The sequence below is a fragment of the Streptomyces bacillaris genome (assembly GCF_003268675.1).
Lineage (GTDB): Bacteria > Actinomycetota > Actinomycetes > Streptomycetales > Streptomycetaceae > Streptomyces > Streptomyces bacillaris.
This window is the reverse complement of the sequence record NZ_CP029378.1, coordinates 2,362,611-2,388,771: the sequence shown is the minus strand read 5'-3', so window position 1 is coordinate 2,388,771 and position 26,161 is coordinate 2,362,611. Positions and strand designations below refer to the sequence as shown.

20 protein-coding genes are annotated in these 26,161 nt (G+C 71.8%); 10 read left to right on the top strand and 10 right to left on the bottom strand.

Annotation, left to right across the window (positions count from 1 at the left end; genetic code table 11):
- Positions 1–62 precede the first annotated feature (62 nt).
- Genes DJ476_RS09695 through DJ476_RS09680 form a run of 4 tightly spaced genes read left to right on the top strand, consistent with a single transcriptional unit; the run spans position 63 to position 2,847 of the window.
- Positions 63–1,496, top strand: a complete 1,434-nt coding sequence (locus DJ476_RS09695; RefSeq protein ID WP_112490317.1) for a cellulase family glycosylhydrolase — start codon at positions 63–65, stop codon at positions 1,494–1,496.
- Positions 1,489–2,028: a GNAT family N-acetyltransferase gene (locus DJ476_RS09690; RefSeq protein ID WP_112490316.1), complete on the top strand. Its 540-nt coding sequence runs from the start codon at positions 1,489–1,491 to the stop codon at positions 2,026–2,028. The genes DJ476_RS09695 and DJ476_RS09690 overlap by 8 nt, the downstream gene beginning before the upstream one ends.
- 31 nt (positions 2,029–2,059) lie before the next feature.
- The gene (locus DJ476_RS09685; protein ID WP_006127526.1) at positions 2,060–2,269 is read left to right on the top strand and encodes a sigma factor-like helix-turn-helix DNA-binding protein; all 210 of its coding nucleotides are present in this window, start codon (positions 2,060–2,062) and stop codon (positions 2,267–2,269) included.
- A complete protein-coding gene (locus tag DJ476_RS09680; protein ID WP_112490315.1) occupies positions 2,269–2,847 on the top strand; it encodes a Clp protease N-terminal domain-containing protein in 579 nt (192 codons plus the stop codon). The genes DJ476_RS09685 and DJ476_RS09680 overlap by 1 nt, the downstream gene beginning before the upstream one ends.
- Before the next feature lie 91 nt (positions 2,848–2,938).
- On the opposite strand, the gene DJ476_RS09675 is transcribed toward DJ476_RS09680, so the two are convergent.
- Positions 2,939–3,982, bottom strand: coding sequence for a PadR family transcriptional regulator (locus DJ476_RS09675; protein WP_103417444.1), 1,044 nt, complete (start codon positions 3,980–3,982; stop codon positions 2,939–2,941).
- A 1-nt stretch (position 3,983) separates the two neighbouring features.
- Positions 3,984–4,853: a DUF4097 family beta strand repeat-containing protein gene (locus tag DJ476_RS09670; RefSeq protein WP_162638661.1), complete on the bottom strand. Its 870-nt coding sequence runs from the start codon at positions 4,851–4,853 to the stop codon at positions 3,984–3,986.
- Positions 4,854–5,006: 153 nt separating this feature from the next.
- On the opposite strand from DJ476_RS09670, the gene DJ476_RS09665 reads away from it, so the two are divergent.
- Positions 5,007–5,840: a hypothetical protein gene (locus DJ476_RS09665; RefSeq protein WP_103417442.1), complete on the top strand. Its 834-nt coding sequence runs from the start codon at positions 5,007–5,009 to the stop codon at positions 5,838–5,840.
- A 27-nt stretch (positions 5,841–5,867) separates the two neighbouring features.
- On the opposite strand, the gene DJ476_RS09660 is transcribed toward DJ476_RS09665, so the two are convergent.
- The 5 genes from DJ476_RS09660 to DJ476_RS09635 all read right to left on the bottom strand — a co-directional run bounded on the left by DJ476_RS09660 (position 5,868) and on the right by DJ476_RS09635 (position 12,883).
- A complete protein-coding gene (locus tag DJ476_RS09660; RefSeq protein ID WP_003966321.1) occupies positions 5,868–6,053 on the bottom strand; it encodes a DUF6104 family protein in 186 nt (61 codons plus the stop codon).
- 90 nt (positions 6,054–6,143) lie between these two features.
- On the bottom strand, positions 6,144–9,965 hold the full coding sequence (locus DJ476_RS09655; protein WP_103417441.1) for a multifunctional oxoglutarate decarboxylase/oxoglutarate dehydrogenase thiamine pyrophosphate-binding subunit/dihydrolipoyllysine-residue succinyltransferase subunit: 3,822 nt from the start codon (positions 9,963–9,965) through the stop codon (positions 6,144–6,146).
- A 295-nt stretch (positions 9,966–10,260) separates the two neighbouring features.
- Positions 10,261–11,337 carry a HAMP domain-containing sensor histidine kinase gene (locus DJ476_RS09645; RefSeq protein ID WP_103417440.1) on the bottom strand — a complete coding sequence of 359 codons (1,077 nt, stop codon included), beginning with the start codon at positions 11,335–11,337 and terminating at the stop codon, positions 10,261–10,263.
- Positions 11,334–12,071: a response regulator transcription factor gene (locus DJ476_RS09640; RefSeq protein ID WP_103417439.1), complete on the bottom strand. Its 738-nt coding sequence runs from the start codon at positions 12,069–12,071 to the stop codon at positions 11,334–11,336. The genes DJ476_RS09645 and DJ476_RS09640 overlap by 4 nt, the downstream gene beginning before the upstream one ends.
- 248 nt (positions 12,072–12,319) lie before the next feature.
- Positions 12,320–12,883, bottom strand: a complete 564-nt coding sequence (locus DJ476_RS09635; RefSeq protein WP_404827478.1) for a spermidine synthase family protein — start codon at positions 12,881–12,883, stop codon at positions 12,320–12,322.
- Between the two features lie 273 nt (positions 12,884–13,156).
- Here DJ476_RS09635 and DJ476_RS09630 point away from each other — a divergent pair, with 273 nt between their 5' ends.
- The 4 genes from DJ476_RS09630 to lon all read left to right on the top strand — a co-directional run bounded on the left by DJ476_RS09630 (position 13,157) and on the right by lon (position 22,279).
- Positions 13,157–15,259: a LamG-like jellyroll fold domain-containing protein gene (locus DJ476_RS09630; protein WP_162638659.1), complete on the top strand. Its 2,103-nt coding sequence runs from the start codon at positions 13,157–13,159 to the stop codon at positions 15,257–15,259.
- Between the two features lie 184 nt (positions 15,260–15,443).
- Positions 15,444–16,205, top strand: coding sequence for an SMODS-associated NUDIX domain-containing protein (locus tag DJ476_RS09625; RefSeq protein WP_112490311.1), 762 nt, complete (start codon positions 15,444–15,446; stop codon positions 16,203–16,205).
- 13 nt (positions 16,206–16,218) lie between these two features.
- Positions 16,219–19,704, top strand: coding sequence for a hypothetical protein (locus tag DJ476_RS09620; protein WP_112490310.1), 3,486 nt, complete (start codon positions 16,219–16,221; stop codon positions 19,702–19,704).
- 154 nt (positions 19,705–19,858) lie between these two features.
- A complete protein-coding gene (gene lon, locus DJ476_RS09615; RefSeq protein ID WP_112490309.1) occupies positions 19,859–22,279 on the top strand; it encodes an endopeptidase La in 2,421 nt (806 codons plus the stop codon).
- A 106-nt stretch (positions 22,280–22,385) separates the two neighbouring features.
- On the opposite strand, the gene DJ476_RS09610 is transcribed toward lon, so the two are convergent.
- Positions 22,386–23,150: a polysaccharide deacetylase family protein gene (locus DJ476_RS09610; RefSeq protein WP_112490308.1), complete on the bottom strand. Its 765-nt coding sequence runs from the start codon at positions 23,148–23,150 to the stop codon at positions 22,386–22,388.
- A gap of 162 nt (positions 23,151–23,312) precedes the next feature.
- Positions 23,313–24,161, bottom strand: a complete 849-nt coding sequence (locus DJ476_RS09605; protein ID WP_112490307.1) for a lysozyme — start codon at positions 24,159–24,161, stop codon at positions 23,313–23,315.
- A 262-nt stretch (positions 24,162–24,423) separates the two neighbouring features.
- Here DJ476_RS09605 and DJ476_RS09600 point away from each other — a divergent pair, with 262 nt between their 5' ends.
- Positions 24,424–24,906 carry a MarR family winged helix-turn-helix transcriptional regulator gene (locus tag DJ476_RS09600; protein WP_019763494.1) on the top strand — a complete coding sequence of 161 codons (483 nt, stop codon included), beginning with the start codon at positions 24,424–24,426 and terminating at the stop codon, positions 24,904–24,906.
- Between the two features lie 153 nt (positions 24,907–25,059).
- On the opposite strand, the gene DJ476_RS09595 is transcribed toward DJ476_RS09600, so the two are convergent.
- On the bottom strand, positions 25,060–25,851 hold the full coding sequence (locus DJ476_RS09595) for a protein phosphatase 2C domain-containing protein (RefSeq protein ID WP_112490306.1): 792 nt from the start codon (positions 25,849–25,851) through the stop codon (positions 25,060–25,062).
- Between the last annotated feature and the right edge of the window lie 310 nt (positions 25,852–26,161).

Genomic DNA, 26,161 nt, shown 5'->3' with positions numbered 1-26,161 from the left:
CCCGGAATTCACCGCCGCACCATACTTGAACAAGTGTCAGCTTTGCTGATGGGATGCCGCCCATGCGTATGGGCAGAGTACTCATAGCACTTGTCGTCGCGTCCGTCCTGGCGGCGGGGGCCCTCGCTCCCGCCGCCTCGGCGCACCCCGTATCCACCCGGGCCGCCGGCCCGTCGACGTACGAACGCGCCATCCCGCCCCTCACCGACAGCCGGGGCCGCACCCTCACCCTGCGCGGCTGGAACGTCGAGGACAAGGCGAACCGGGGCGAGGCCGCGCTCGGCGCCATCACCGAGCGCCACTTCCGCGACCTGCGCGCCAACGGGTTCAACTTCGCCCGGCTGCTGGTCTTCTGGGACGACCTGGAGCCCCGGCGCGGGCAGTACAGCGAGCGCTACCTCCGGAAGATCGAACGCATCCTGGGCTGGGCCCACCAGCACCGCATCCACGTCCTCATCGACGCCCACCAGGACGTCTTCGGGCCCGCGTTCGGCCACCGGGGCATCCCGGAGTGGGCCACCAGGACCGACGGGCTGCCGTTCACCCCCAACCCCGACGACTGGTTCTCCGAGTACTTCCAGCCCGCCGTCCAGCGGGCCTTCACCCACCTCTACGAGGATCCCGACCTGCAACGCGCCCAGGCCGCCATGTGGCAGGTCCTGGCGGAACGCTTCCGCGGCCACCCGGCCGTCATCGGCTACGACCTGATCAACGAGCCGATGGGGGAGCTGCGCGAGGGCGAGGACCTGGCGACCGCCGCCCGCCGCATCGAGGCCCAGCACCTCACCCCGATGTACAACCGGCTCGCCCGTGCCGTCCGCGCCAAGGACCGCTCCACCTGGCTCTTCGTCGAGCCGACCCCGATCGTCGGGGAGGGCGTGCCCACCGGCCTCGGCCGGATCCATGACAGCCGGACCGTGTACGCCCCGCACTTCTACAACACCGCCATGGAGGCGGGCGCCGACTACGACCCGGACGCGGGGTGGATCGAGGCGTACGAGGCCGCCGTCACCGCCTATCCGGCCCGGTACGGGATGCCCGTGGTCGTGGGGGAGTGGGGCCCGCTCAACAACTCCCTCCCGAACATGGGCCGTTTCTACCGCGAGGCCGTCGCCTCCCTGAACCGCTACAGCTCCGGCTGGGCCGGGTACGTCTGGTGCTACGGCGGCGGCTACTGCGCGGTGGACGAGCGGGGCCGCTTCCGTACGAACAAGGAGCGGACGGCGACCCCGTACGCCCCCGCCGTCGCGGGCACGGTCCGCTCCGACGCGTACGACGCGGACGGCCGCTCCTACCGCCTCGCCTACCGGGCGGCCGCCCGCCCCGGCGTCACGGAACTGTCGCTGCCGCCCTCCGCCAAGGGCTGGCGGGTCTCCGTCACCGGGCGGGCCGCCCATGTCGTCGGCAGGGCACCGTACGGCGGCCGGGTGGCCGTCCTGGCGTGGCCCGGATCGGAGGTGGTGGTCACCGTGCGGGAGGCTGGACCGCATGGATGAACTGACCGCCCCTGAAGGGTTTCTGCTCCGTCCCTGGCTCCCCGCCGACGCCCCCGCCGTCCTCCGTGCCTTCGAGCCGGACGAGATGGGCCGCCAGACGGACCGGCCCGTCTTCGACCTCGCGGGCGCGCTGGTCTGGATCGCGGAACGTGCGCGGGAGCGCGGGGCCCGGACCGACTACTCCTGGGCCGTCGTGGGGGAGAAGGGCGAGGCGCTCGGCTGTGTGGCCCTCCAGGACATCAACCGGACCCATGACACGGCCTGGGTCTCCTACTGGACCACGGAGAGCGCCCGCGGCCAGGGGGTCGCCTCCGCGGGCGTACGGGCGGTGGCGCGCTGGGCGTTCCGCAAGCAGGGGCTGTACCGGCTGGAGCTGGGCCACCGTACCGACAACCACGCCTCCTGCCGGGTCGCCCGGCGGGCCGGGTTCGCGACCGAGGGAATCGAGCGGAGCAGGCTGCGCTACGGCCGCACCCGGTACGACATCGAGCGGCACGCCCGGCTGGCCGACGATGTTGTCAACTTTGATTGACGGAAGGGTGATGTCAATGTAGATTGACGCCATGACCGAAGCAACGGATCTGGCCGCCCGCGCCGGTGACCGCGACCCGCGCGTCGGACTGCGGGCGGTGGCCGCGCTGCGGCGGCTGCTGGAGCAGCTCGAAGCCGTGCAGGTGCGCAGTGCCCGCGTCCAGGGCTGGTCCTGGCAGGAGATCGCCGCCGAGCTGGGCGTCAGCCGGCAGGCCGTGCACAAGAAGTACGGGAGGCGCTGATGTTCGAACGGTTCACCCGAGGGGCCCGCGCGACCGTCAAGGGGGCCGTGGCGCAGGCGGAGCGCGCCGGGGCCGCGTCGGTCACCGAGGAACACCTCCTGCTCGCGCTGCTGGAACAGGACGGCAGCCGGGCCTCCTTCGCCCTCGCCTCCCTCGGCCTGCCCCGCCGCCGCGCCTCGCTGGAGGCCGCCTTCACCGAGGCCCGCCGCCGGGGCGGGCTCACCCGGGCCGACACCGAGGCCCTCGCGGAGATCGGCATCGACATCGGGGCGGTCGTCTCCCGCGTCGAAGGGGCCCACGGCGAGGGCGCCCTCGCCGCCGGCCGCACCGGCCGCCGGTGGTGGTCGGGGCACCGCCCCTTCGCCCCGGGGGCCAGGGCCATCCTGGAGAAGTCGCTCCGCATCGCCCTGGGCCGCGGCGACCGCTCCATCGGCGAGGAACACCTCCTGCTCGCCCTCACCGCCACCCCCGGCACCACCGCCGACGTCCTCGCGGAGCACGGAGCGACCTACGCCACCGTCCACCGCGCGCTGTACGGGCCGGAGGCCGACGGGCGGGGGCACGCGAAGGCGGGGTGAGGGGGCGGGGCGGGCGCCCCGGCGGTACCGGCGCGCGAAACGCGAAAGGGGCGGGGCCCGTACGGAACAGGCCCCGCCCCCAGTCGTGTCCTCAGCCGTCCTTCTTCTTCCCGTCCGTCTCCGGCGGGGCCAGCAGCGCCTCGATGCGGGTCGCCGCCGCGCCCAGGTGGTGGCGGGCCTCGGTCAGCTGGGCGTCCGTCACGCCGTGGTCGCGGGCCGCGTCCCGGACCGTGTCGCGGAACCGGTCCAGCAGGCGGTCCAGGTCGCGGGCCGGGTCGTCCGTGGCCGGGACGTCCTCGGCCCAGTCGGAGGCGTGGACGGTCTCGGGTGCTCCGGTCTCGTCGGCCACCTCCGCGTCGGCGGACCAGGGCCTGCCGAACGTGGACCAGCCGCCCGAGCGGGCGAAGCCGCCGAGCTGGCCGGTGATCTCGGCCAGGCCCTCCCGTACGCCGGAGGGCCAGTCGCCCCGGGCGAAGTGCTCCTGCACCTGACGGGCGGCGTCCCGCATCTGCTCACGCGCCCGGTCCTGGGCCTCCTTGGCCTGGCGGCGGGCCTGCTGGGCCTCCTCGCGGGCCCGGCGGGACTCGTCCTTCGCCCGGCGCGCCTGCTCCTGCCACTCCTCCTTGGCCCGGCGCACCTCCTCCTTGGCCGCGCGCCACGCCTTGCTGTCCGCGAGGTCGCCCAGGTTGCCGAAGTCCCCGAAGTCGCCCAGGTCCCCGAAGGGGGAGGACTGCTTGTCCCGGTCCGTACGGGACTCGGAGGCGGCCGCCCGCATGTCGCTGCGGAGCCGGCCCGCGGCCCCGCGCACGTCGTCGCGGATCTCGGCGGCCAGTTCGGCGAGGGAGTCGCGGATCTCCAGCTCCAGATCGGCCAGTTCACCGCTGCGGCCCGCCAGCTCCTCGCGTCCGGCGTCGGTGATCGAGTAGACCTTGCGGCCGCCCTCGGTGGCGTGGGTGACCAGGCCCTCGGCCTCCAGCTTGGCCAGCCGGGGGTAGACCGTACCGGCGGAGGGGGCGTACAGGCCCTGGAAGCGCTCCTCCAGCAGCCGGATCACCTCGTAGCCGTGGCGCGGGGCCTCGTCCAGGAGCTTGAGCAGATACAGGCGCAGTCGGCCGTGCGCGAATACGGGGGCCATGTCAGAGAACCTTTCCGGTCGGCTCGGCACCGTGGGCGGCCTCCTCGGCCGGGGGCCTGCGCAGCAGGGCGATCGAACCGGAGACGGTCGTCGCCTTCAGGGTCCCGGTCCCGGCGCCCAGCGTGCCGGTGATCTTCTTCGCGCCCCACTGCCCGCCGACCCGCAGGTCCTCGAAGGCGTTGGAGACGGCCCCGCTCGCGGTGTTCGCCTCGACGCGGGCGTCCGCCGGGTGCGGCAGCCGGATCGCGATCTCGCCGGAGACCGTGGTGAGCCGGATGTCGGTGGGCCGGTCCGAGGCGGCGGCCGAAGGCTCGACGTCCAGCACCATGTCCCCGCTGATCGACTCGGCCCGGACCGAGGTGCCCGCCCCGTCCACCACCGTCAGGTCCCCGGCCACCGAGTGGAAGCGCAGGTCCCCGGTGACGCCCTGGGCCTCCAGGCTGCCCGACACGGAGTCCCCGCGGACCGCCCCGCTCAGCCCGACCAGGGTGATGTCCCCGGTGACGCCCCGTACGTCGGTGCGCCCCTCGATCCCGGAGACGACGGCCCCCGCCCCGACCACGCCGACCTCCACCGAGGCGGCGGCGGGCACGGTGAGCGAGACGACCGCGCTGCGGCGGCGCCCGCCGGGGTCGAGCCAGCGCAGGAGGTCCTGCCAGGGGAGGTCCTCGTACGCCACGGTCAGTCGGCCGTTCTCGTACGTCACCAGGAGCGGCGGGCCCTCGACGGCGGAGACCTCCAGCCGGGCGCCCGGCTCGTCGGTCCCGACCACGTTGACCGTGCCGCCGACGACGCGTACCTGAAGGGCGGTCACCGGGTCGTCGAAGGCGAGCTTCTGCGGCTCGGCGACGGTCCGCTTCGACACAGCCATGGATGGGACCTCCCGGAGAGGATCACGACGCAACATATCGCGTCTCGTGAACAACACGATATATCGCGGATGGGGGAAGTCAAGCGTCGTCGACGGGCACCTCAGGTGATCAAAAGGCATCAAACATGGGCAAATTGCCCTAGCGTGTGGCCTATGAACGCGACATCCACCGGGGCGCTCCTGCTGTGCCGTGCCGACCCCGAGACCGTACGGCCACTCGCCCACCTGCTGCGCGAGCAGATGCTGCTGACGCGCGCGGGCGAGGAGTGGAGCGTTCTCGTACCGGAGGGGAAGCCCTGGCGGGGCACCGGACCCTCCGGCGGCGATCCCGAGCCGGTCGACCGGGTCCTCGGCGGCTGGGCCACCGCCCTGGCCGTCGGCTCCCCCTGGCCGGTGCTCGCCCTGTGGTGGGACGCCGACCGGGCCGGCTACACCCTCGCCGCCGGATTCCGCCGCACGGTCGGCTACATCTGGCTGGCCGACGGCACCCCGGTGGGCGAGGACGAGGCGATGCGCACCTTCGCGGCCCGCCTCGGGCTCGACCCCGTACTGGACCTCCAGGCGCTGGAGGAGCTGACCCGGCCCGACCCGGACGCGGACGCCGAGGCCCGGCTGCGCGGGCTGCTCGCGGTCCTGACCCGGACGGGGCTCACCCTGCCCGCCGGGCTCGGCCCGGGGGAGAGCGCCGACCGGCTGCGCAGCGTCGCGGCGGTGCAGCGCGGGGCGGAGCGCGTCGAGTGGGCGGGGTGGCGCGATGCCGTACGGGCCGAACTCGACGCGGTCGAGAGCAGCAGCCTCGGCCCCTGGGTGCGCGGCCCCCGGGCCCGGGCCATCGCCGCCGCCCAGCTCGCGGCCGGGCTCCCGCTGCTGCTCTGGGGCGCCCGCCGGCGCAGCGGAGGCTGGGCGACCGCCGGGGCCCTGCTGCTGGCGCAGGGCGCGCTCGGGCTCGCGTACCACCGGGCCAGGGCGGCTACGGAGACGCGCTGACCGGCCGCGGGCCCGGGCCCCTCGGGCTCACGCGTCCTCGTCGTCCTCGTCGTCCAGCCGGGCCAGCCAGGTCGCCAGGCGCTCGACCGGCACCTCGAAGTCGGGGTTGAGATCGACGAACGTACGCAGCTGCTCGGCCAGCCACTCGAAGGTGACCTCCTCCTCGCCGCGCCGCTTCTCCAGTTCCTCGATGCCACGGTCCGTGAAGTACATGGGAGAAGGATATCCAGCGGGGAAACGCCGGGGACCCGGCCCCGCGACAAGCGCGGAACCGGGTCCCCGGGGTGTTCAGTTCTGCGGTCCTCAGGCTTCGAAGACCTCGTTGACCAGCTGCGTCTGCTCCGCCTGGTGACGCTTGGCCGAGCCGACCGCCGGGGACGAGCCGTGCGGCCGCGAGATGCGGCGCAGGCGCTCGCCGTGCGGCACGTCCGCGCCGACGGCCAGGTCCAGGTGGTCGATCAGGTTGAGCGCGATGAACGGCCACGCACCCTGGTTGGCCGGCTCCTCCTGGGCCCACAGGTACTTCTCGGCGTTCGGGTACTTGGCGATCTCGGCCTGGATCTCCGCACCCGGCAGCGGGTACAGCCGCTCCAGCCGGATGAGCGCGGTCTCCGTGTCGCCGCGCTTCTCCCGCTCGGCGTCCAGGTCGTAGAAGAGCTTGCCCGAGACGAAGACGACCTTGCGGACGTCCTCCGCCTTGACGGTGTCGTCGCCGATCACCGGACGGAAGCCGCCGCTGGTGAACTCCTCGATCTTCGACGCCGCCGCCTTCAGACGCAGCATCGACTTCGGGGTGAAGACGATGAGCGGCTTGTGGTGCGGGTTGTGCACCTGCCAGCGCAGCAGGTGGAAGTAGTTCGAGGGGAGGGTCGGCATCGCGACCGTCATGTTGTCCTGCGCGCACATCTGGAGGAAGCGCTCCGGGCGGGCGGAGCTGTGGTCCGGGCCCTGGCCCTCGTAGCCGTGCGGCAGCAGCAGCGTGACGCCGGAGGTCTGGCCCCACTTCTGCTCGGCCGAGGAGATGAACTCGTCCACGACGGTCTGCGCGCCGTTGACGAAGTCACCGAACTGGGCCTCCCAGATGACCAGCGACTCCGGGCGGGCCAGCGAGTAGCCGTACTCGAAGCCCATCGCCGCGTACTCGCTGAGCAGCGAGTCGTAGACGTTGTACCGGGCCTGGTCCTCGGTGAGGTAGAGCAGCGGGGTGTAGTCCTCGCCGGTGACCTGGTCCACCAGGACCGCGTGGCGCTGGCCGAAGGTGCCGCGGCGGCTGTCCTGGCCGGCGAGCCGGACCGGGGTGCCCTCCATCAGCAGCGAGCCGATGGCCAGGGTCTCGCCCATGCCCCAGTCGATCGTGCCGTTCTCCACCGAGGCCGCGCGACGCTGCATCTGCGGCATCAGACGGGGGTGGACGGTGATCGTCTCGGGGATGTTGACCTGGGACTCGGCGATCCGCTTGATGACCTCGGCGGAGACCGCCGTGTCCACGGCCACCGGGAACGCGGCCTGCGGCTCCGGGACGTGCGGGGCGGCCGGCTGCGAGGTGGCCTCGCGGACCTCGGCGAAGACCTTCTCCAGCTGGCCCTGGAAGTCCTGGAGCGCCTGCTCGGCCTCTTCCAGCGTGATGTCGCCGCGACCGATGAGGGACTCGGTGTAGAGCTTGCGCACCGAGCGCTTCTTGTCGATCAGGGTGTACATCTGCGGGTTGGTGAACTCCGGGTTGTCGCCCTCGTTGTGACCGCGGCGGCGGTAGCAGATGAGGTCGATGACGACGTCCTTGTTGAACGCCTGCCGGAACTCGAAGGCGAGCCGCGCGACACGGACCACGGCCTCCGGGTCGTCACCGTTGACGTGGATGATCGGCGCCTCGATCATGCGCGCCACGTCGGTGGCGTACATCGAGGAGCGCGAGGACTCCGGGGCGGCGGTGAAGCCGACCTGGTTGTTGATCACCACGTGCACGGTGCCGCCGGTGCGGTAGCCGCGCAGCTGCGACATGTTGAGCGTCTCGGCGACGACGCCCTGGCCCGCGAAGGCCGCGTCGCCGTGGAGCGCGACGGGCAGGACCGTGAAGTCCGTGCCGCCCTTGTTGATGATGTCCTGCTTGGCGCGGGCGATGCCCTCCAGGACCGGGTCGACCGCCTCCAGGTGCGAGGGGTTGGCGGCCAGCGAGACCTTGATCTGCTCGCCGTCCAGACCGGTGAAGGTGCCCTCGGCGCCCAGGTGGTACTTGACGTCGCCGGAGCCGTGCATCGAGCGCGGGTCGAGATTGCCCTCGAACTCGCGGAAGATCTGCGCGTACGACTTGCCGACGATGTTCGCCAGCACGTTGAGGCGGCCGCGGTGGGCCATGCCGATGACGACCTCGTCGAGGCGGGCCTCGGCGGCGGAGTCGATGACCGCGTCGAGCAGCGGGATGACGGACTCGCCGCCCTCCAGCGAGAACCGCTTCTGACCGACGTACTTGGTCTGCAGGAAGGTCTCGAACGCCTCGGCCGCGTTCAGCCGGCGCAGGATGCGCAGCTGCTCCTCGCGCTCGGGCTGCTGGGCGCGGGGCCGCTCCACCCGGTCCTGGAGCCACTTGCGCTGCTTCGGGTCCTGGATGTGCATGAACTCGATGCCGGTGGTGCGGCAGTACGACTCACGCAGCACGCCGAGGATGTCGCGGAGCTTCATCATCGACTTGCCGGCGAACCCGCCGACCGCGAAGTCCCGCTCCAGGTCCCACAGGGTGAGGCCGTGCTCGGTGATGTCGAGGTCGGGGTGCTTGCGCTGGCGGTACTCCAGCGGGTCGGTGTCGGCCATGACGTGGCCGCGGACCCGGTAGGAGTGGATCAGCTCGAAGACCCGCGCGGCCTTCGTCACGTCGCTGTCGTGCGACGCGTCGATGTCCGTGAGCCAGCGGACCGGCTCGTACGGGATGCGCAGGGCCTTGAAGATCTCGTCGTAGAAGTCGTTCTGGCCGAGCAGGAGCTGCGAGACGACCCGCAGGAACTCGCCGGAGGCGGCGCCCTGGATGACCCGGTGGTCGTAGGTCGACGTGAGCGTCATGACCTTCGAGATGCCGAGCTTGTTCAGGGTGTCCTGGGAGGTGCCCTGGAACTCCGCCGGGTAGTCCATCGCGCCGACGCCCATGATGAGGCCCTGTCCGGGCATCAGGCGGGGCACCGAGTGGACGGTGCCGATGCCGCCGGGGTTGGTCAGCGAGGCGGTGACGCCGGTGAAGTCGTCCATGCCGAGCTTGCCGATGCGGGCGCGCCGGACGATGTCCTCGTACGCCTGCCAGAACTCGAAGAAGTTGAGCGTCTCGGCCTTCTTGATGGCCGCGACGACCAGCTGGCGGTCGCCGTTCGGCTTCACCAGGTCGATGGCCAGACCCAGGTTGACGTGGTCCGGCTTGACCAGGGTGGGCTTGCCGTCCTTCTCCGCGAAGGAGTAGTTCATCGACGGCATGGCCTTGAGGGCCTGGACCATCGCGTACCCGATGAGGTGGGTGAAGGAGATCTTCCCGCCGCGGGCGCGCTTGAGGTGGTTGTTGATGACGATGCGGTTGTCGAAGAGCAGCTTCACCGGGACCGCGCGGACGGACGTGGCCGTCGGCAGCTCCAGCGAGGCGTTCATGTTCTTCGCGACGGCGGCGGAGGGGCCGCGCAGCGTCACGTACTCCGGGCCTGCCGGGGCCTCGGTGGCCTCGTCCGCCTTGGCCTTCGGCTTGGCGGGCGCGGCGGCGGGCTTGGCCGCCGCGGGCTTCGCCGGAGCCGCGGCCGGGGCGGCCTTGGCCGGTGCCGGGGCTGCCGGGGCAGCGGCGGCGGGCTTCGCCGGGGCCGGAGCGGCGGCGGCCGGGGCCGCGGGCTGCGCTGGGGTGGTGGCGGCCGGGGCCTGGCTTGCCGCAGCCCCCGAGGCTGCGGCGCCGGGAGCGGGCTTGTCCGCCGTGCCGGAGGAACCCGGCTTGTAGTCGGCGAAGAAGTCCCACCAGGCGCGATCGACCGAACTGGGATCCTGGAGGTACTGCTGGTAGATCTCGTCGACGAGCCACTCATTGGCGCCGAAAGCGGCGGCCGGGTCGGTACCCGGGCTGGCTTGGTCGGTCGAGATGCTCGAGTTACTGGGGGACTGAGACGACACGGCGGCAACCGCCCTCTTCCGCTTCACAAGGTGATGGACAGCGGAAATCAAGGCTACGCCCCCCAAACCGTTCCTTGCAGGCCGGGCCGGTGCTTCGTCGTGCACATCACATCGCAACGCGGGTTTCGGCGCAGGAAATGGCGGGAAACAAGCGAGGTTCCACTGCACTTCGGGTACGCAGGACCGTGGATACGGTCCTGAGACCGTATCCCGCCGGGGCTCCCCACGGGGATCCCCTTCCAGGAGGACACGGGTGAAGCGCCCTCCCGGTTCGAACCCTATGTCAACCGCATCGTCAATCGCGTCGCTCGGACAGCCCCGGAAGTGTGACCTGGATGCGGCAGCCCCGAGCGGATTCGGCCACCCCGATCCGGCCGCCGTGGAGATCGACCGCCCAGCGGGCGATCGCCAGCCCCAGTCCCGTACCGCCGTCGCTGCCCGGACCGTGCGGCGAGGGGGCCTGGCCCCGGTTGAACCGCTCGAAGACCCGGTACCGCTCCGCCTCCGGGATGCCGGGGCCCTCGTCGATGACCTCCAGGACCAGCGACTCCGGGTAGGGGCCGCGCCGGGCCAGCACCGTCACCCGGCCGTGCGGCGGGCTGTGCTTGACCGCGTTGTCGATGAGGTTGGCCACCACCTGGTGCAGCCGCTCGGCGTCCGCGTGCGCGGTGAGCTCCGGCGGCGAGACGTCCAGGTGGAGGTGGACATCCGTACGGGAGTGGTTGCCCGACCCCGACGACAGCCGGCGCTGGGAGGCGGCGAGATTGGCTTCTTTCAGTACGCCCGAAAGATACGGCCACACCTCGAAACGGCGGGCCTTGAGCGTCACCACCCCGTTGTCCAGCCGGGACAGGTCCAGCAGCGTCTCCACAAGCCGGCCGAGCCGCTCGGTCTGCTTCAGGGCCGTATGCATCGTCTCCGGATCGGCGGCGGACACCCCGTCCACCACGTTCTCCAGCACGGCCCGCAGGGCGGCGATGGGCGTACGCAGCTCGTGGCTGACATTGGCGACCAGCTCCTTCCGGTGCCGGTCCTCCGCCTCCAGGTCGTCCGCCATGCGGTTGATCGTCTGGGCCAGGTCGCCCAGCTCGTCCCGCCGCCCGGCCCCGCTCACCCGGCGCGTGTAGTCGCCGTGCGAGATGGACCGGGCCACCGCCCGCATCTCGTCCAGCGGCGCGGTCAGCCCGTGCGCCACGAACTGGGTGATCAGCAGCGTCGCGATCACCGAGAAGACGGTGATGAACTGGAACTCGGTCCGGGTCCGCAGGGCCACGATCAGCAGCCCCGTCGTGATGAACACCGACACCACGACGAGCGTGCCCAGCTTGGCCTTGATGGAGAAGGGCCGCATCCCCGACCCTGGCCGGGTCATGGAGCCGGGGTCTCCAGGGCGTACCCCACGCCGTGCACCGTACGGATCCGCTCGGCGCCGATCTTCCGGCGGAGCGCCTTGATGTGGCTGTCGACCGTACGGGTCCCGGAGGCGTCCGCCCAGTCCCAGACCTCGGCCAGCAGCTGCTCCCGGGAGAGCACCGCGCGCGGGGTGTTGGCCAGGCAGACCAGCAGGTCGAACTCGGTCGGCGTGAGGTGGACGTCCTCCGCCCGCACCCGCACCCGGCGCTGCGCGTGGTCGATCTCCAGCTCACCGAGGCGCAGCATCCCGCTCTTCGGAGTCACGGCGGCGAGCGCGGCGCGCTCCACCCGGCGGAGCAGGACGTGCACCCGGGCGGCCAGCTCCCGCATGGAGAACGGCTTGGTCATGTAGTCGTCGGCGCCGACCCCGAGCCCGACCAGCATGTCGGTCTCGTCGTCGCGCGCGGTCAGCATCAGCACCGGCACCGGGCGCTGCGCCTGCACCCGGCGGCAGACCTCCAGGCCGTCGAAGCCCGGGAGCATGATGTCGAGCACCATCAGATCGGGCTGCCAGGCCTCGGCGGCGTCCACGGCCGCGGGCCCGTCCAGTGCGGTCTGCACCAGGAAGCCTTCCGCCCGCAGCCGGGCGGCAATAGCGTCGACGATCGTGGCGTCGTCCTCGACGACCAGCACCCGGCGCTGGGCCCCCGGGGTGGCCGCGACGCCGTTGTGGGTGGTGTGTGTCTGTTCCATCGCCCCGCCCCTGCCCGTTCTCGCGGGGGGGCGAACCCCTGCGAGGCACGGTCTTCGCTCGTGGATTTCGTGGGTGATCCCTGTGTGCCGGTCAGCAGCGTAAAGGCAGCGGAGGGCTCTCGGCTACGCAGGGTGTTCTGCCGAGGGTATGTGCCCGGCTCCGGCGGGGCGGCGGATCGTCGGCCTTGTGCCGCGATGCCCGCCTCACCGCCGGACCGTGCATACCGCCAGGGGGTTCCGCAGCCCCTTCAGGAAGCCTTCGATGCGAGATGGACCACGTCGGGCACACCTCGGGCAACAGCCACTTCTTCGGTCCTAACTCTGGTGAACCCGGCATTCCGCAAAGCCTGTTCGAACTCCGCCGACGGCTGCGCGGACCAGACCGCGAGCACCCCGCCCGGGGTCAGCCGGTCGAGACAGCGGGCCAGCCCGGTGGGGGAGTAGAGGCTCCCGTTCTCCTCCGTGACGGTCCAGTCCGGCCCGTTGTCGATGTCCAGGCAGAGCGCGTCGTAACGCTCCGTGGTGGTACGGAGGTGGTCGAGCAGATCCGTGTGCAGCACCTCGGTCCGGGTATCGGCCAGCGCCGCCCACGAGATCCGGTCCAGCGGCCCCCGCCGGTGCCAGTCCACGATCGCCTGCTCCCGCTCCACGACCGCGATCCGCCCCCACCGCTCCTCCTCGGCCGCCCGCACCAGCGAGAAGCCCACCCCGAGCCCGCCGATCAGCACGGAGGGGCCGGTCCGCCCGGCGGGCAGGGCGGCCAGGGCCGCGTCGATCAGCAGCCGCTCGGAGCGCCCGTCGGAGGTGTCCATCAGGAAGCAGCCGTTGGCGATGATCTCGAAGTGCTCTCCGCGCTCCCGCAGGACGACCTCGCCGTAGGGGCCTTCTCGGCGGTCGAGGGTGCGGGGGCGGGGGGAATCATGGCGCAGGTGTAGGTAGCGGTGGTGTCGGTACGGGGCTCCATGGGCCCGATCTTAGGAGCGCGACTTCTGTGGCCCCAGCTGCTTTGATCTTCACCACGCCCTCTCATGCGAGTCCGTCTCCTGTGAGAAGCCCTACGAGAAGTCCCATGAGAGGGATGCGCCTTGAGACCGCACGCACACCGGCCGTACGCGCGACGGCACATAAGAACGTTCGTCGTCCTCCTGGCAGCCGTCCTGCTCGGGACCGCCGTGCTCCCGGACCGGGCCCTCGCCGTGACCGGGCCGCCGGCCACCGACGCCCACACCCGGCCCTCCGTGCGGGCCATGACCTGGAACATCTGCGGCGAGGCGGGCGGGGGGACCCCGGGCACCGGGGCGTACTGCCCGGACCGCAACGACCCCAGGGCGAAGGCGGCGGCCGTGGCGGAGGTCGTGCGGGCACGCGACCTCAACGCGGTCATGCTCCAGGAGGTCTGCTCGGGCCCGTTCGTCCCCGGCCTGAACAGCGGCTCCGGCGCCCCCAGCCAGCTGGACGAGATCGCCACCGCGCTGGGCCCGGAGTGGTCCTTCCGCTGGGCCGAGGTGTGGCGCCCGGCCACCGCGGCGTTCCCGCAGGGCTCGTCCTACTGCCGCGCCGGCCTGACCGGCACCCTCAGCGTGGCCGTCGGCGTCAAGGGCCGGATCGACTGGCAGCGCATCCGTACGATGCCGGTCCCGGTCGACGCCGGGCAGAGCCGTACGCAGGCGCTCTGCGTGGGCGCCGCCGGCTGGGAGTCGCACCTGTGCACGGCCCATGTGGCCAACTTCGACGCGGCCGCCCGGCAGGGCCGGATGACCCAGGCCGAGGCGGACGGCCTCTACGCCGACCAGATCGGCGTCATCAAGGAGATGGCCGCGGGCCTGCCCTCGGTGGTGGTCGGCGGTGACTTCAACACCCGTCTGCGGACCAAGCTCCAGCCCCTCCACGACACCCTGTACGAGTGCGACGAGCGCTCCTATTTCCCCGGTGACGCGGTCGCCGAGCCGACGCACTTCTCCCCGGCCACCGCGAGCACGGACCCGGTGACCGGGGCGATCACCGACAGCCGGTACGGCACGGCCCGGCTCGACTACCTCTTCTCCACGGAGGCCTTCAGCGGCTGCGACTCCTGGACGGAGAAGGCCGACCAGGCCGACTACACCCCCGCTGCCCAGCCCGCCTGCGACAACGTCACCACGCCCCGCGTCTGCACCCCGACCGGCACCTCGGACCACGCCCCGGTGTACGGCTCCACCCAGGGCGGCCCGGCCCTCGACTGGCGCATGGACGGCACCGCGTCCGGCGGCTCCCGGGGCCTGACCGGCACCCCGTCGGGAGGCTTCTCCTGGAGCACCGAACCGGGCGGGGCGCTCGAACTCGACGGCGTGTCCGGCACGGTCACCACCCCCGGACCCGTCCTGGACACCCGCCGCAGCTTCACCGTCTCGGCCTGGGCGAAGGCCGACCCGGGAACCGGTACCGCCGCGGTCCTGGCCCAGGACGGCGAGGTCATCAGCGGCGCCATGCTCTGGTACAACGCCCCGGACCGCACCTGGCGCTTCGGGATGCCCCGCGCCGACGGCCCCGACTGGAACGTCGACCAGGCCATCTCCCGTACGCAGGCGGCCACCGGGGTCTGGACCCGTCTCACGGGGGTCCACGACGCCGAGGCGAAGACCCTCACGCTGTACGTCGACGGCGCCCCGGCGGGCACCGCCCCGCACACCACCACCTGGGCGGCGAACGGCCCGTTCGTCGTCGGCCGGGACCTCGTCAAGGGCAGGTACAACGCCTTCTGGGACGGCCGGGTCCGGAGCGTGGAGACGTACGACCACCCGATGACGGCCGCCCAGGCCCTCACTCACGCCCGCACCCTGACCGCCCCCACCGCCAGGGCCGCACAGCCCTCCGCGACCGGCCCCGCCGGCTGCCAGGCACTGGGCGGTTACGGGACGGTCTCCAGCCGTACGCCCACTCTCACCGTCCACGTCACGCACCCCGACCCGTCGAAGCAGGTCTGGGCGGAGTTCGGCCTCTGGGACAACACCGACCCCACCCGTCCCCAACCCGTCGCCCTGGGCACGCCCGGCTCGGCGAGCGGCAAGGTCGTGGGCCGGGGAACCGTCACGCTGACCGTCCCGCCGCTCGTCGCCGGGCACGCGTACGGGTGGCGGGCCAGGACCACGGACGGCACGACGACCTCCGCGATCAGCACCAACTGCCACTTCCGGGTGGCGGTGGGGTAGGGCGGTGCGGGGGAACACACCGACGTCCCCGGGCTCCGAGCCCGGGGACGAAGTGACCTGTTCAGGCCGGGAATCGGCCATTCTGCTGCACAGTGAGAACCTCGGGCCATAATCTCTGGACATACGGAGACCGCCCGCAGCGGGGGCTGCGAGGGACGGCTTCGATCGTCTTACGGGGGGCTTGATGATCGAAAAGATCTTGGTCGGCGTTGCCGTGGCGCTGCTGGGCTGGATCGGCCGGACGCTGATGCGCAACCGGCACCATCTGCGACTGCTGCGCCTGCTGCTCACCCCCCGCCGCAGGGTCCGCGTCTCGGTGGCCGTCCTGTTACGCGTGCAGGACGAGGACCACTACGTCCTCTTCGGCTCTCCCACCCGGCCGGGATCGTTCGGCCCGCCGGGTGGGGTTGTGAAGTACCACGACTCGGAGCGTCGCGGCCTCGACAAGCTGCGGTTCGATCCGGAAGGCCGCACGCGTGGCGTCATGAAGCACGACCTGCGGGGCTTCCTTCCGGCCGTCATGGTGCCGGGTTTCGCACGGTGGCTGCACCGCGGCACAGGCCGGGAGCACTCGACGGACTGCCTGCGCCGCGAGCTCGCGGAGGAGCTCGGCGAGATCGGCCGTCCCGAGCTGACACACCTGTCGCAGGCGGTGAGGTTCTCCCTGGTCCGCAAGGTGATCGACGGGCCGTGGGACGTCCCGGGCGAGCAGTACCGGCAGATCCGGTTCATGGAGGTGTACGACCTCCTGTGCGACCGGCCCGAGGCCGACGAGCTGCGCACGGCCCTGGTCACCCTGTCCCGGGCCCAGGGCGACTCCCAGGTGGTGGGTGCCACCCGCCAGGACATTCTGCGAGGCCGGTCCGGACCTCATCTGGTCCTGCCCCAGTCCGCTTTTCTCGTTGGCGACCGACGTGTGCGCGAGGACATCCAGCCCGTGCGCTGAGAGGTGACACCACGTGGACGACCCCCTGTCCCTTCTGTATGCCGAGGCCTCGGCCCTGGGCATCGACCTCACCCCGGATCTGCTCGGCCGGGTCATGGCCTGTTTCGGCGAAGGAGTCTTCGCGAAGCTGCTCGATCCCGACACCGGTGTCACCGTCGCCGCGGAGGTCTGGAACGCGACGTACAGCAAGCTTCCGGACGAGGATGCCATCATCGTCTGCCTCGCCCTGCGCGGCGTGTTCGGACTCGGACCTTCCCGGCTCCGGCCGCACCTTGGCGACCTGCGGTGGAAGGCGACCTGGTGCCATGTCCACCTGTACCTGGCCGGCTCGCTCTACCAGTGGTCCAAGGAACTGATGAGCACGGGTTCGGGCGACGTTCTCCGCCTGCTCACCGAGGCCCTGCGCTGCTGGGACGTCGTCGAACCGAACGACGCCTACCTGGCCAAGGGGCCCGGAGGCAGGATCTGGCGCGGGATGCGCGGGGTCACTCGTCTCATCCTCGCCCGTCAGGACCCGTCCCCTCTCCCCCTGCTGCACGGGGCGAGGGCCGATCTGCTCCTGGCCGAGCAGCGCGGCGATACCAGCGCCGAGCATTTCGCCTTTCACCTGGAGGTACTCCACCGGCTGGCACAGGACCGGGCGGAGCTCCCCACGCTGTGGACCGAGGCCGATGAGCTGGCCGCCCGGGCCCGGCCCCACGTCTCCGGCTCGTTCCCCTGGCTGTGCGCGCGAGGTGAGCTGTATCTGCGCAAGGCGCAGTCGGTCGTGGTCCTCGAGGGCGAGCAACTGTCCCGGGAATCCGGCTCTCCCTTACCCGATGACGAGTCCGGGCTCCCGGACATCTCCGACGAAGTCGCGGCCGTCGCCCGCCGCACCGCCGCGCTGGAGGCATATGAGGAGGCGCTTCGCCACTTCCAGGAGGCGCAGGGCCGGGCCGCCGGCCGGGAACACGGCTTCCGGCTCGTCATGCTGCGCCACAACCAGGGCGTCGCCCGAGCGGGCGTGGCCCGTACTCTGCAGGCGCTCAGGCGTCTCGACGAGGCTCAGGCCCACTACGTCACCGCGATCGAGGACATGCGCTGGAGCGCCTCCCATGCCACACCGGTCCAGGGCTCCGCGTTCCCATCGGCTCTGGTCGACTACGCCCTCCATCTGTACCGGGCCAAGGACTTCGCCGCGGCCCACGTGCTCGCGCAGGAGGCCCATCTTCTCTGCGTGGCCAGTCCGGGCCGGCTCGGTGAGTCCAGGGAACGGTTCACCGCCGAGCTGTGGCGTGCCACCGCGGTCCTGGCCCTCTGGCCGCTGAAAGAGGCATCGTCCGACGATCTGTCGGATCCCGATGGCTGGTCCGTCCCCGATCCGGTGGAGCTGCGGGTCCGGCTCGACGCTCTCCTGGCCTGTGGGCCGACCGAGTCGCCGGCTGTCCGCCCCCTCGTCTGGGCCGCCCGGCTGCTTGTCGCCCAGGCGGACGCGGCCGACCTCGACCGCTTACGCGCCACACTGACAACGCTCCATGCGTTGCGGGAGACGGGCTCGGCCGGGAACCGTCCCTGGTTGTCCACCCAACTGGGCATGTTGTTCGGCAAGTTGGACCGGCAATGGCGGGCGGCGGACGGTGCTGCGACGGGAGAGCCTCAGCCACCCCCGTTCGACAACCCGGCCGCACGTTCCTACACCTACTTCGGCGACGCCGTCCGTGAGTCGACCGTCCGCAGCCGACGCGCCGAGTTCGATCTTGGCAGGGCCGCGTTTCACCATGCCAAAGTCCTCCTCGCGGAGACGGGGGACCCCGAGTCCGCCGTCATGCTGCTGTACGAGGCACGTGAAGTCCTGCTGGCGTGCCTCGATGAGGAGGCCGCAGAGGGCGGCGTACCTTTCACGACGGCTGCCCAGGCGGAGCAGCCGCTCGTCCGTGAGCACGTGACCAGGTATCTCGGCGAGACCTGCCTGCGCCTGAGCACCCTCACCCAAGACGGGGACCACCTCCGTGAGGCGATCGACTGGCTGGAGCAGACCAGCAACTCGGGGGATGCGGTCGGCAACGTCCAGGGCATGCTGGGCGACGCCTATCTCCGCCTGGCGCGCGCCGGGAACGCGCAGGCCCTCCGCACGGCGCTGGAGCACAAGGCGCGGGCTCGCGAGACGGGGGACCGTTCCCGTGAGAACCTCAGCGTGTCGGCCGCCGGCCACTATCGGCTGTGGCGGTCGAGCCGCAGACCGCAGGAGTTCGTGACCGCGGTCGAGCTGGCGCTGGAGGCATGCAGGCTGGCCCCCGACTGGCCGTGGCCTCTGCTGCAACTCGCCGGCATGGCGGCTGCGCCGGCCGTCGTGGCGCCGCCGGAAGAGCCGGAGGCCACCACGCCCTCGCGACCCGGGGACGCGGAGACGGACCGGCTCCGTGCCGCCGTGTGGGCCGGCGACCAGGATCTGTTCTATGAGAGGGCGGTGCGGACAGCGGTGTATTCGCAGCCCTTCCGCCGGACGGTGCTCGGCGGGCGGTCGGAGACCTTCGTACTCGACGACCCGCACCGGCTTCTCTCCACCACCCTGGTGCTGAAGCCGACCTACCGCGCCGAAGCGGAAGCCGAGCAGTCCCACCTCGCCTCCTTGAGGCAGTACCTGCACGACACCGCCGCCCCCCGCTGGATGAGGCTGCCGGAGGTGCTCGCCCTGGTGGCGTTGCCGTCCGGCTTCTCCCATGACCGCGAACGGTCCCCGGACACGGTTCTCGCCTCCCGTCGCGCAGTGGGCCGCAGCCTCGCAGGCGTCATCGCCGAGGCGTACGAAGGCCGTAGGCGGTCACCGCGGGAGCAGGTGGGCAACGCTCTGCGGTATCTGGCCCGCATTCACGTGTGGTCGAGCGGCACCGCGGATCCGGGCGACCCCGAGGACGCGGCCCGCGCGCAGGCGGCCGTGGCGGCCGAACTGGAGAAGCGAGCCATGAGACTCGCGCTCCCCGATGCCCAAGGGCTGGCGGAGAGCTGGGCGGCGGCCGCCCGGTGGCCGTCGGCGTCGGTACCCGGCCGGGATGCCCATGCGGAGAACTGGTTGATCACCGACTCCGGTGACGTGGTGGCCCTCGACCTGGAGCCGCACGGATGCTTCCCTCTGCTCTACGAGGTGGCGCAGCTGATCGAGGACCACGCGGCACTGAGTCTGAAGGAGAGCGACTGGCCTGAGCGGGAGGCTCTGTGCCGGGTGTACCTGGACGAGCTCAAGGCCCTGGGGTACTACCCGAACACGGTCGCCGCTGCCGACGTGCTCCCGGCCTACCAGGCGTTCGCGCTGGTCAGGGCAGTGTTCCTGGTGGAGCATCTGACGGTCGGCCGATCCGGCCCCGCCCCGACGGGGCGCGCGCCGGAGTCTACGGGTTCCCGCCGCTGGGCCGACCGCCGTCTCGCTCACGCCCGCGCACTCGTGGACCATTGCGCCGGCTCCGCGACCGACCCTCTGCTGCGAGGGCTGGCGCTGCGCCTGAAGGCATCGCTGCTCGTGTGATGGTGGTCGGCCGAGGCAGGCCGGCACGGCAGCGGGCCACCCGCGGAGGGCACCCTGCCGACTGATCGCTCACAGCGAACACCGCTAGGGGAACATTCGGCGGCTCACAAGCATTGAGTGCACATAGCTCAACTTGCCTGCCGAAGGGGAGATCATGACTAACGAGTCCAAGGCGTTCACACCGATCGACCTGCCCGTGCTGCCGCTCGACGACGAGGTCGTCCTGCCCGGCATGGTGGTGCCGCTGGACCTGTCCGACGCCGAGGTGCGCGCCGCCGTCGAGGCCGCGCAGGCCGCCGCCCGTCCCGGGGGCGGCAAGCCCGAGGTGCTGCTGGTCCCGCGGATCGACGGGACGTACACGGGGACCGGTGTCCTCGGCACCGTCGAGCAGGTCGGACGCCTGAGCGACGGGGACCCCGGCGCGCTCATCAGGGCTCGTGACCGGGTCCGGATCGGGGCCGGGACCAGCGGTCCGGGGCGGGCGCTCTGGGTCGAGGGGACCGTGATCGACGTCGTCGTGCCCGATCCGCTGCCCGGGTCCGTTGCCGAGCTGGCCAAGGAGTACAAGGCGCTCGCCACGAGCTGGCTGAAGAAGCGCGGCGCCTGGCAGGTCGTGGACCGGGTCCAGCAGATCGACGACATCTCCGCCCTCGCGGACAACTCCGGATACTCCCCGTTCCTCTCCACCGCGCAGAAGGTCCAGCTCCTGGAGACCGTGGACCCGGTCGCGCGGCTGAAGCTCGCCATCCAGTGGCTCGGCGAGCACCTCGCCGAGCAGGACGTGGCCGAGTCCATCGCCAAGGACGTCCAGGAGGGCGTCGACAAGCAGCAGCGCGAGTTCCTGCTGCGCCGCCAGCTCGACGCCGTACGCAAGGAGCTGTCCCAGCTCAACGGCGACCCGGAGGACGAGTCCGACGACTACCGGGCCCGCGTCGAGGCCGCCGAGCTGCCCGAGCACGTCCGGACGGCCGCGCTCAAGGAGGTCGAGAAGCTGGAGCGGGCCAGCGACCAGTCGCCCGAGGGCGCCTGGATCAGGACCTGGCTGGACACCGTCCTCGAACTGCCCTGGGACGAGCGCACCGAGGACGCCTACGACATCCGCGGCGCCCGGGCCGTCCTGGACGCCGAGCATGCGGGCCTGGCCGACGTGAAGGAGCGCATCACCGAGTACCTCGCGGTGCGCAAGCGGCGCGCCGACCGGGGGCTGGGCGTGGTCGGCGGCCGCCGTGGTGGTGCCGTGCTCGCCCTCGTCGGGCCGCCCGGCGTCGGCAAGACCTCGCTCGGGGAGTCCGTCGCGCACGCCATGGGCCGCAAGTTCGTCCGGGTCGCGCTCGGCGGGGTCCGGGACGAGGCGGAGATCCGCGGCCACCGCCGTACGTACGTGGGTGCTCTCCCCGGCCGGATCGTGCGGGCGATCAAGGAGGCCGGTTCGATGAACCCGGTCGTCCTGCTCGACGAGATCGACAAGGTCGGCTCCGACTTCCGGGGCGACCCCGCCGCCGCTCTCCTCGAAGTCCTCGACCCGGCCCAGAACCACACCTTCCGTGACCACTACCTGGAGGTCGAACTCGACCTCAGCGACGTCGTCTTCCTCGCCACCGCCAACGTCCTCGAAGCCATCCCCGAGGCCCTGCTCGACCGCATGGAGCTGGTCCGCCTCGACGGCTACACGGAGGACGAGAAGGTCGTCATCGCCCGGGACCACCTCCTCCCGCGCCAGCTGGAGCGGTCCGGCCTGGAGAAGGACGAGGTCACCCTGGGGGAGTCCGCGCTGCGCAAGCTGGCCGGTGAGTACACCCGCGAGGCGGGCGTACGGAACCTGGAGCGGTCCATCGCCCGGCTGCTCCGCAAGGTCGCGGCCCAGCACGAACTGGGCGACCGCGAGCTGCCGTTCACGGTGACCGACGCGGACCTGCGCGGTCTGATCGGGCGCCCGCACCACGTGCCCGAGTCCGCCCAGGACCCGGCCGAGCGCCGCACCGCCGTGCCGGGCGTGGCCACCGGGCTCGCGGTGACCGGGGCGGGCGGTGACGTCCTCTTCGTCGAGGCGTCCCTCGCGGACCCGGAGACCGGGGCCTCCGGACTGACCCTGACCGGTCAGCTCGGGGACGTCATGAAGGAGTCCGCCCAGATCGCGCTGAGCTTCCTCCGCTCGCACGGCGCGGAGCTGGAGCTTCCGGTCGGTGACCTCAAGGACCGGGGCGTACACGTCCACTTCCCGGCGGGCGCGGTCCCCAAGGACGGCCCGAGCGCGGGCATCACGCTGACGACCGCGCTGGCCTCGCTGCTCTCCGGACGCCTTGTCCGTACGGACGTGGCGATGACCGGTGAGGTCTCGCTGACCGGGCGGGTGCTGCCGATCGGCGGCGTCAAGCAGAAGCTGCTGGCCGCCCACCGTGCGGGCATCACCACCGTGGTGATCCCGCAGCGCAACGAGGCCGACCTGGACGACGTTCCGGCCGAGGTGCTGGAGAAGCTGGACGTCCGCCCGGTCACCGACGTCCGCCAGGTGCTGGAGATCGCCCTCGCCCCGGCCTCGGCCCCGGCGGAGGAGAGGATCCCGGCCGCGGCCTGACCGCCACGCAGTGACGGGCGCGGCATCAGGTACGCGGCCGGTACGGACGGCCCGCTCCCGAGTCGAGGGGGCGGGCCGTTCCGCGTCAACGGCAGGCGGGCCGTGCTCACGGGCGGTAGATCGTGCCCGGCTCCGGCACCGCCGGGGCCATCAGCTCCGGGACGGTCACGAAGGTGTAGCCGTCCTTCTGGAGCGCGTCGATGATCCCCGGCACGGCGGGCACGGTGCCCTTGTAGATGTCGTGGAGCAGGATGATGCCGTCCCTGCTCGCCTGGTCCAGGATCCGCTGGGTGATCAGCGCGGAGTCGTTCGTCGAGTAGTCCTTGGCGGTCGCGCTCCACAGCACCTGCGAGAGCCCCAGCTCCTTGCTGATCCCGGAGACCTGGTCGTCGGTGCGGCCCTGCGGCGGGCGCATCAGCCGGGGCCGCTTCCCGGTGATCTTCTCGATCGCCTCCTGCGTCTTCTCCAGCTCCGCCCGTATCTCCTCCGGCTTCTCGTCGGTGAGGATCTTGTGCGTCCAGGTGTGGTTGGCCACCTCGTGGCCCTCGTCCTGGATGCGCCGCACGGTGTCGGGGTGCTTGAGGACGTGGTTCCTGCCCAGCAGGAAGAAGGTCGCGGAGACCTTCTTCTCCTTCAGGATGTCCAGCAGCTCCGCTGTGTCCTTGCCCGGCCCCGCGTCGAAGGTCAGGGCGATGCACTTCGCCTTGCGGCAGTCCGCCCGCCCGAAGGAACCCTTGGCGTCGGGAGCCGCGTCCCGCCGGGCCGAGGCGGGAGCCGTGGTCTCCATCGAACAGCCGGTGAGCGCCAGTGTGAGCGTCGCCACCAGAGCGGCGGCCAACCCGCCACCGAGCACGGACATCTTCTTGGGCATGGCGGACACCACTCCTCTGCGCGGAAAACTCCGCACAGGCGTGCGGTACGCCGAGGACTATACATAGTGCGTATACACCGAGTGCATAGTGGGGGTGCGGGGCACCGCGAAACCCCGGTGACCTGCGAAGGGGCACCGGGGTCGGAGTGAAGGCCTTCGGCCTCAGCCGTTGGCCAGCGCCTGGACGCGGTCCAGCGCGCCGTTGAAGCGGTTGTGGTCACCGACGATCGGGCCGGTCGAGGTGTACTGCCACATCGTGTGGACGGGCCAGCCGGCCGGCAACTCACCGACCGTCGTGTTGTAGCGGGCCACCCAGAGCGGGTTGGTCGCGCCGAAGCCCGCGTTGTTGCCCGTGCACTCCTTCCACCAGCTCGTCGCGGTGTAGATGACCGCGTCCCGGCCGGTGCGCGCCCGGTAGGTGGTGGTGAAGTCCCGGATCCAGTTGGCCATCGCGGCCTGGCTGAGCCCGTAGCACTGGGCGCCGTACGGGTTCCACTCGATGTCGAGCACGCCCGGCAGGGTCTTCCCGTCCCGGGACCAGCCGCCGCCGTTGTCCACGAAGTAGTTCGCCTGCGCGGCGCCGCTCGTCGTGTCGGGCGTGGCGAAGTGGTACGCGCCCCGGATCATGCCGATGGCGTACGAGCCGTTGTACTGCTGCGCGAAGTACGGGTTCTTGTAGTACGTCCCCTCGGTGGCCTTCACGTAGGCCCACTTCACTCCGCTGTTCCACAGGCTCTGCCAGGCCACGTTGCCCTGGTGGCTGCTGACGTCCACCCCCTCGGTCTGGACGACGCGGGAGTCCCTCGGGAGCCCGCCCTGCCCGTCGTGCTCGATGACGCCCTGGCCCATCCGGGCGGTGCCCCGGGCGGGAGGTGCGGCGGAGCCGTCGGCGTCGGCCGCGGTGGCCGCGCCCGGCAGGGTCAGGAGGAGGGCGAGGGCGGCGAGGAGGGTGCCGCCGACGGCGAGGCGCGAGCGGCGGCCGGTGCCGGATCTGTGGCGGTTCAGGGGCATGGGTGTGCCTCCGGGGGGTGGGTGGTGCCGGGGGTGGGTGTGGGTGCGCGCGCAGCAGTGCGGGTGAGGTGCGGTCGTACAATATGGCGTGCTCATGTCAGATACACGTTCCGGTCATGACGCTACGCACGGAGACCCGGCGTACGGAAGGGGGTCTGGCCGCCGCCGTTGGTCTACGCCTGCGAAATACTGGCTCAACTGCGGCGTTGACCGGCCGTGGAAGAAACTTTCATCGGCAGGAAACCGTACGAGGGGTACTGACGTGCACGGGAGCGAGAGCGCGCGGGAGCCGGACGCGACCGCCGGAACTGGTGTGGACCACGAGTTCCTGGCGCTGGAGCGCGAGTTGGCGGTCTTCCTGCGCCGGGCGCGGGCCAGTTCGGGGGAGATGGCCCGTGAGGTCCACCCCGAACTGGAGCCCGCCGCCTACGGGCTGCTCGTCCGCCTGGAGTCGGCGGGCCGGCAGCGGGCCACCGAGCTGGCGGCCTACTTCGGCGTCGGCAAGGCCACCATGAGCCGTCAGCTGCGGGCTCTGGAGGACCTCGGGCTGGTCGCCCGCGAACCCGATCCGGCGGACGGCCGCGCCTGGCTCGTCCGGCTGACCGACGAGGGCCTGGCCCGCTTCCGCAGCGTCCGCGACGCCCGGCGCGGGCGGTACGTCCGCAAGCTGGCCGACTGGGACCGGGCGGAGGTGGCCGAGCTGGCCCGGCTGCTGCACCAGCTGAACTCCCGCGCGGAGGAGTGACCTTGCTCCCGGACCGGGCGGTGACCTGGCTCCCGGGTCGCACGGAGGGGTGACGTCCGGCCGTACGCAGAAGTGATATCCGGCCGAGCGGAGAGTGACGCCCGGCCGTGCAGGGGGGCGGGCGCCGGGCGCGCGCCCCCGCCCTCCCGGCCCCTACAGCTCCACGAACACCGCCGTCGCGTCGTCGTGCGTCTTGCCCCGCCGCAGCCGTACGCGCCCGGCGGCCGCGTCGGCCTCCTCCAGTTCCCGTACCCGGTCGATCAGCCCCCGGGGCCCCTCCTTGCGCAGCAGCTCCAGGGCGGCCGCCCAGTCGCCCTCCCGGAACAGCTCCGTCCACCGGCCCGCCCCGTCCGTCAGCGCGGCCAGCGAACGGACCCCGGCGGCCGGGACGCTGCCGGTCACCGCGCGTGAGGAGACCGCGGGGTCGGTGGCGGCCGTGAAGAAGCCGCCCTCCTTGTTCCGCAGCCGCGCGTCCACGTCCGCCACTGAGGAGAGCGAGCCCGGCGGCAGGCGGTCGAGACGGTCGTCCACCACCGCCCGGACCGTGCCGTCCGGGGCCTCCAGCAGAAGCACTGCATCGGAGAGGACCAGGTACTCGATCGCGTGTTCGCTCCAACGCGCCAGGGCCACGGTCGCCTGAGGCGTACGCGCGTGAGAAAGGTCACAGGTCGCCCGGTGGGCGTCGGCGGTGCGCCGGATGGACGACGACAGAATCTCGGCCAGGTCCATATCTCGCCGTGAACCCGACAGTTCCACCAGCGCGCCGCCCAGCCGGGCGGTGAACCAGGGGACGGAGTGCGCACAACCGTCGTCCCCCCGCGGCGGTGTCACCCCGTCGAGCACCACCGCCACTCCCCCCTGGCCGGACGCGGGGAGGGCGGCGGATACCCAGTCCTCGTTGGGGCGTTCGGGGTCGCCGGGGACGGTGACGAGTTCGAGACGCATGGGGCCAGTCTGCACGAGGTCTTCACCGGCCCCGCACGGGAGCGGTTTCCAGCCGTACCGGCAGGTCAACGCGGGCCCGGTACACGGAGTGCGGGGCTCCGGGGCGAGTGCGGGCGGGCATCCTGCCAAAGGCGGCGCCGAAGTTCCACCCCACGCCCTATGCATGGTCAGGGGCGCGTCTGGGGAGACTTGTTCGCCAACTCAAGAGTGATGTTCACTCGTTCGAGTGGCGGAGCGGTTGATGCGCGTCTCCCTCTCAAAAGCACTGGAATGGTCGGAAGCCGTACCAGGAGCGGGGGCCTTCTACGTG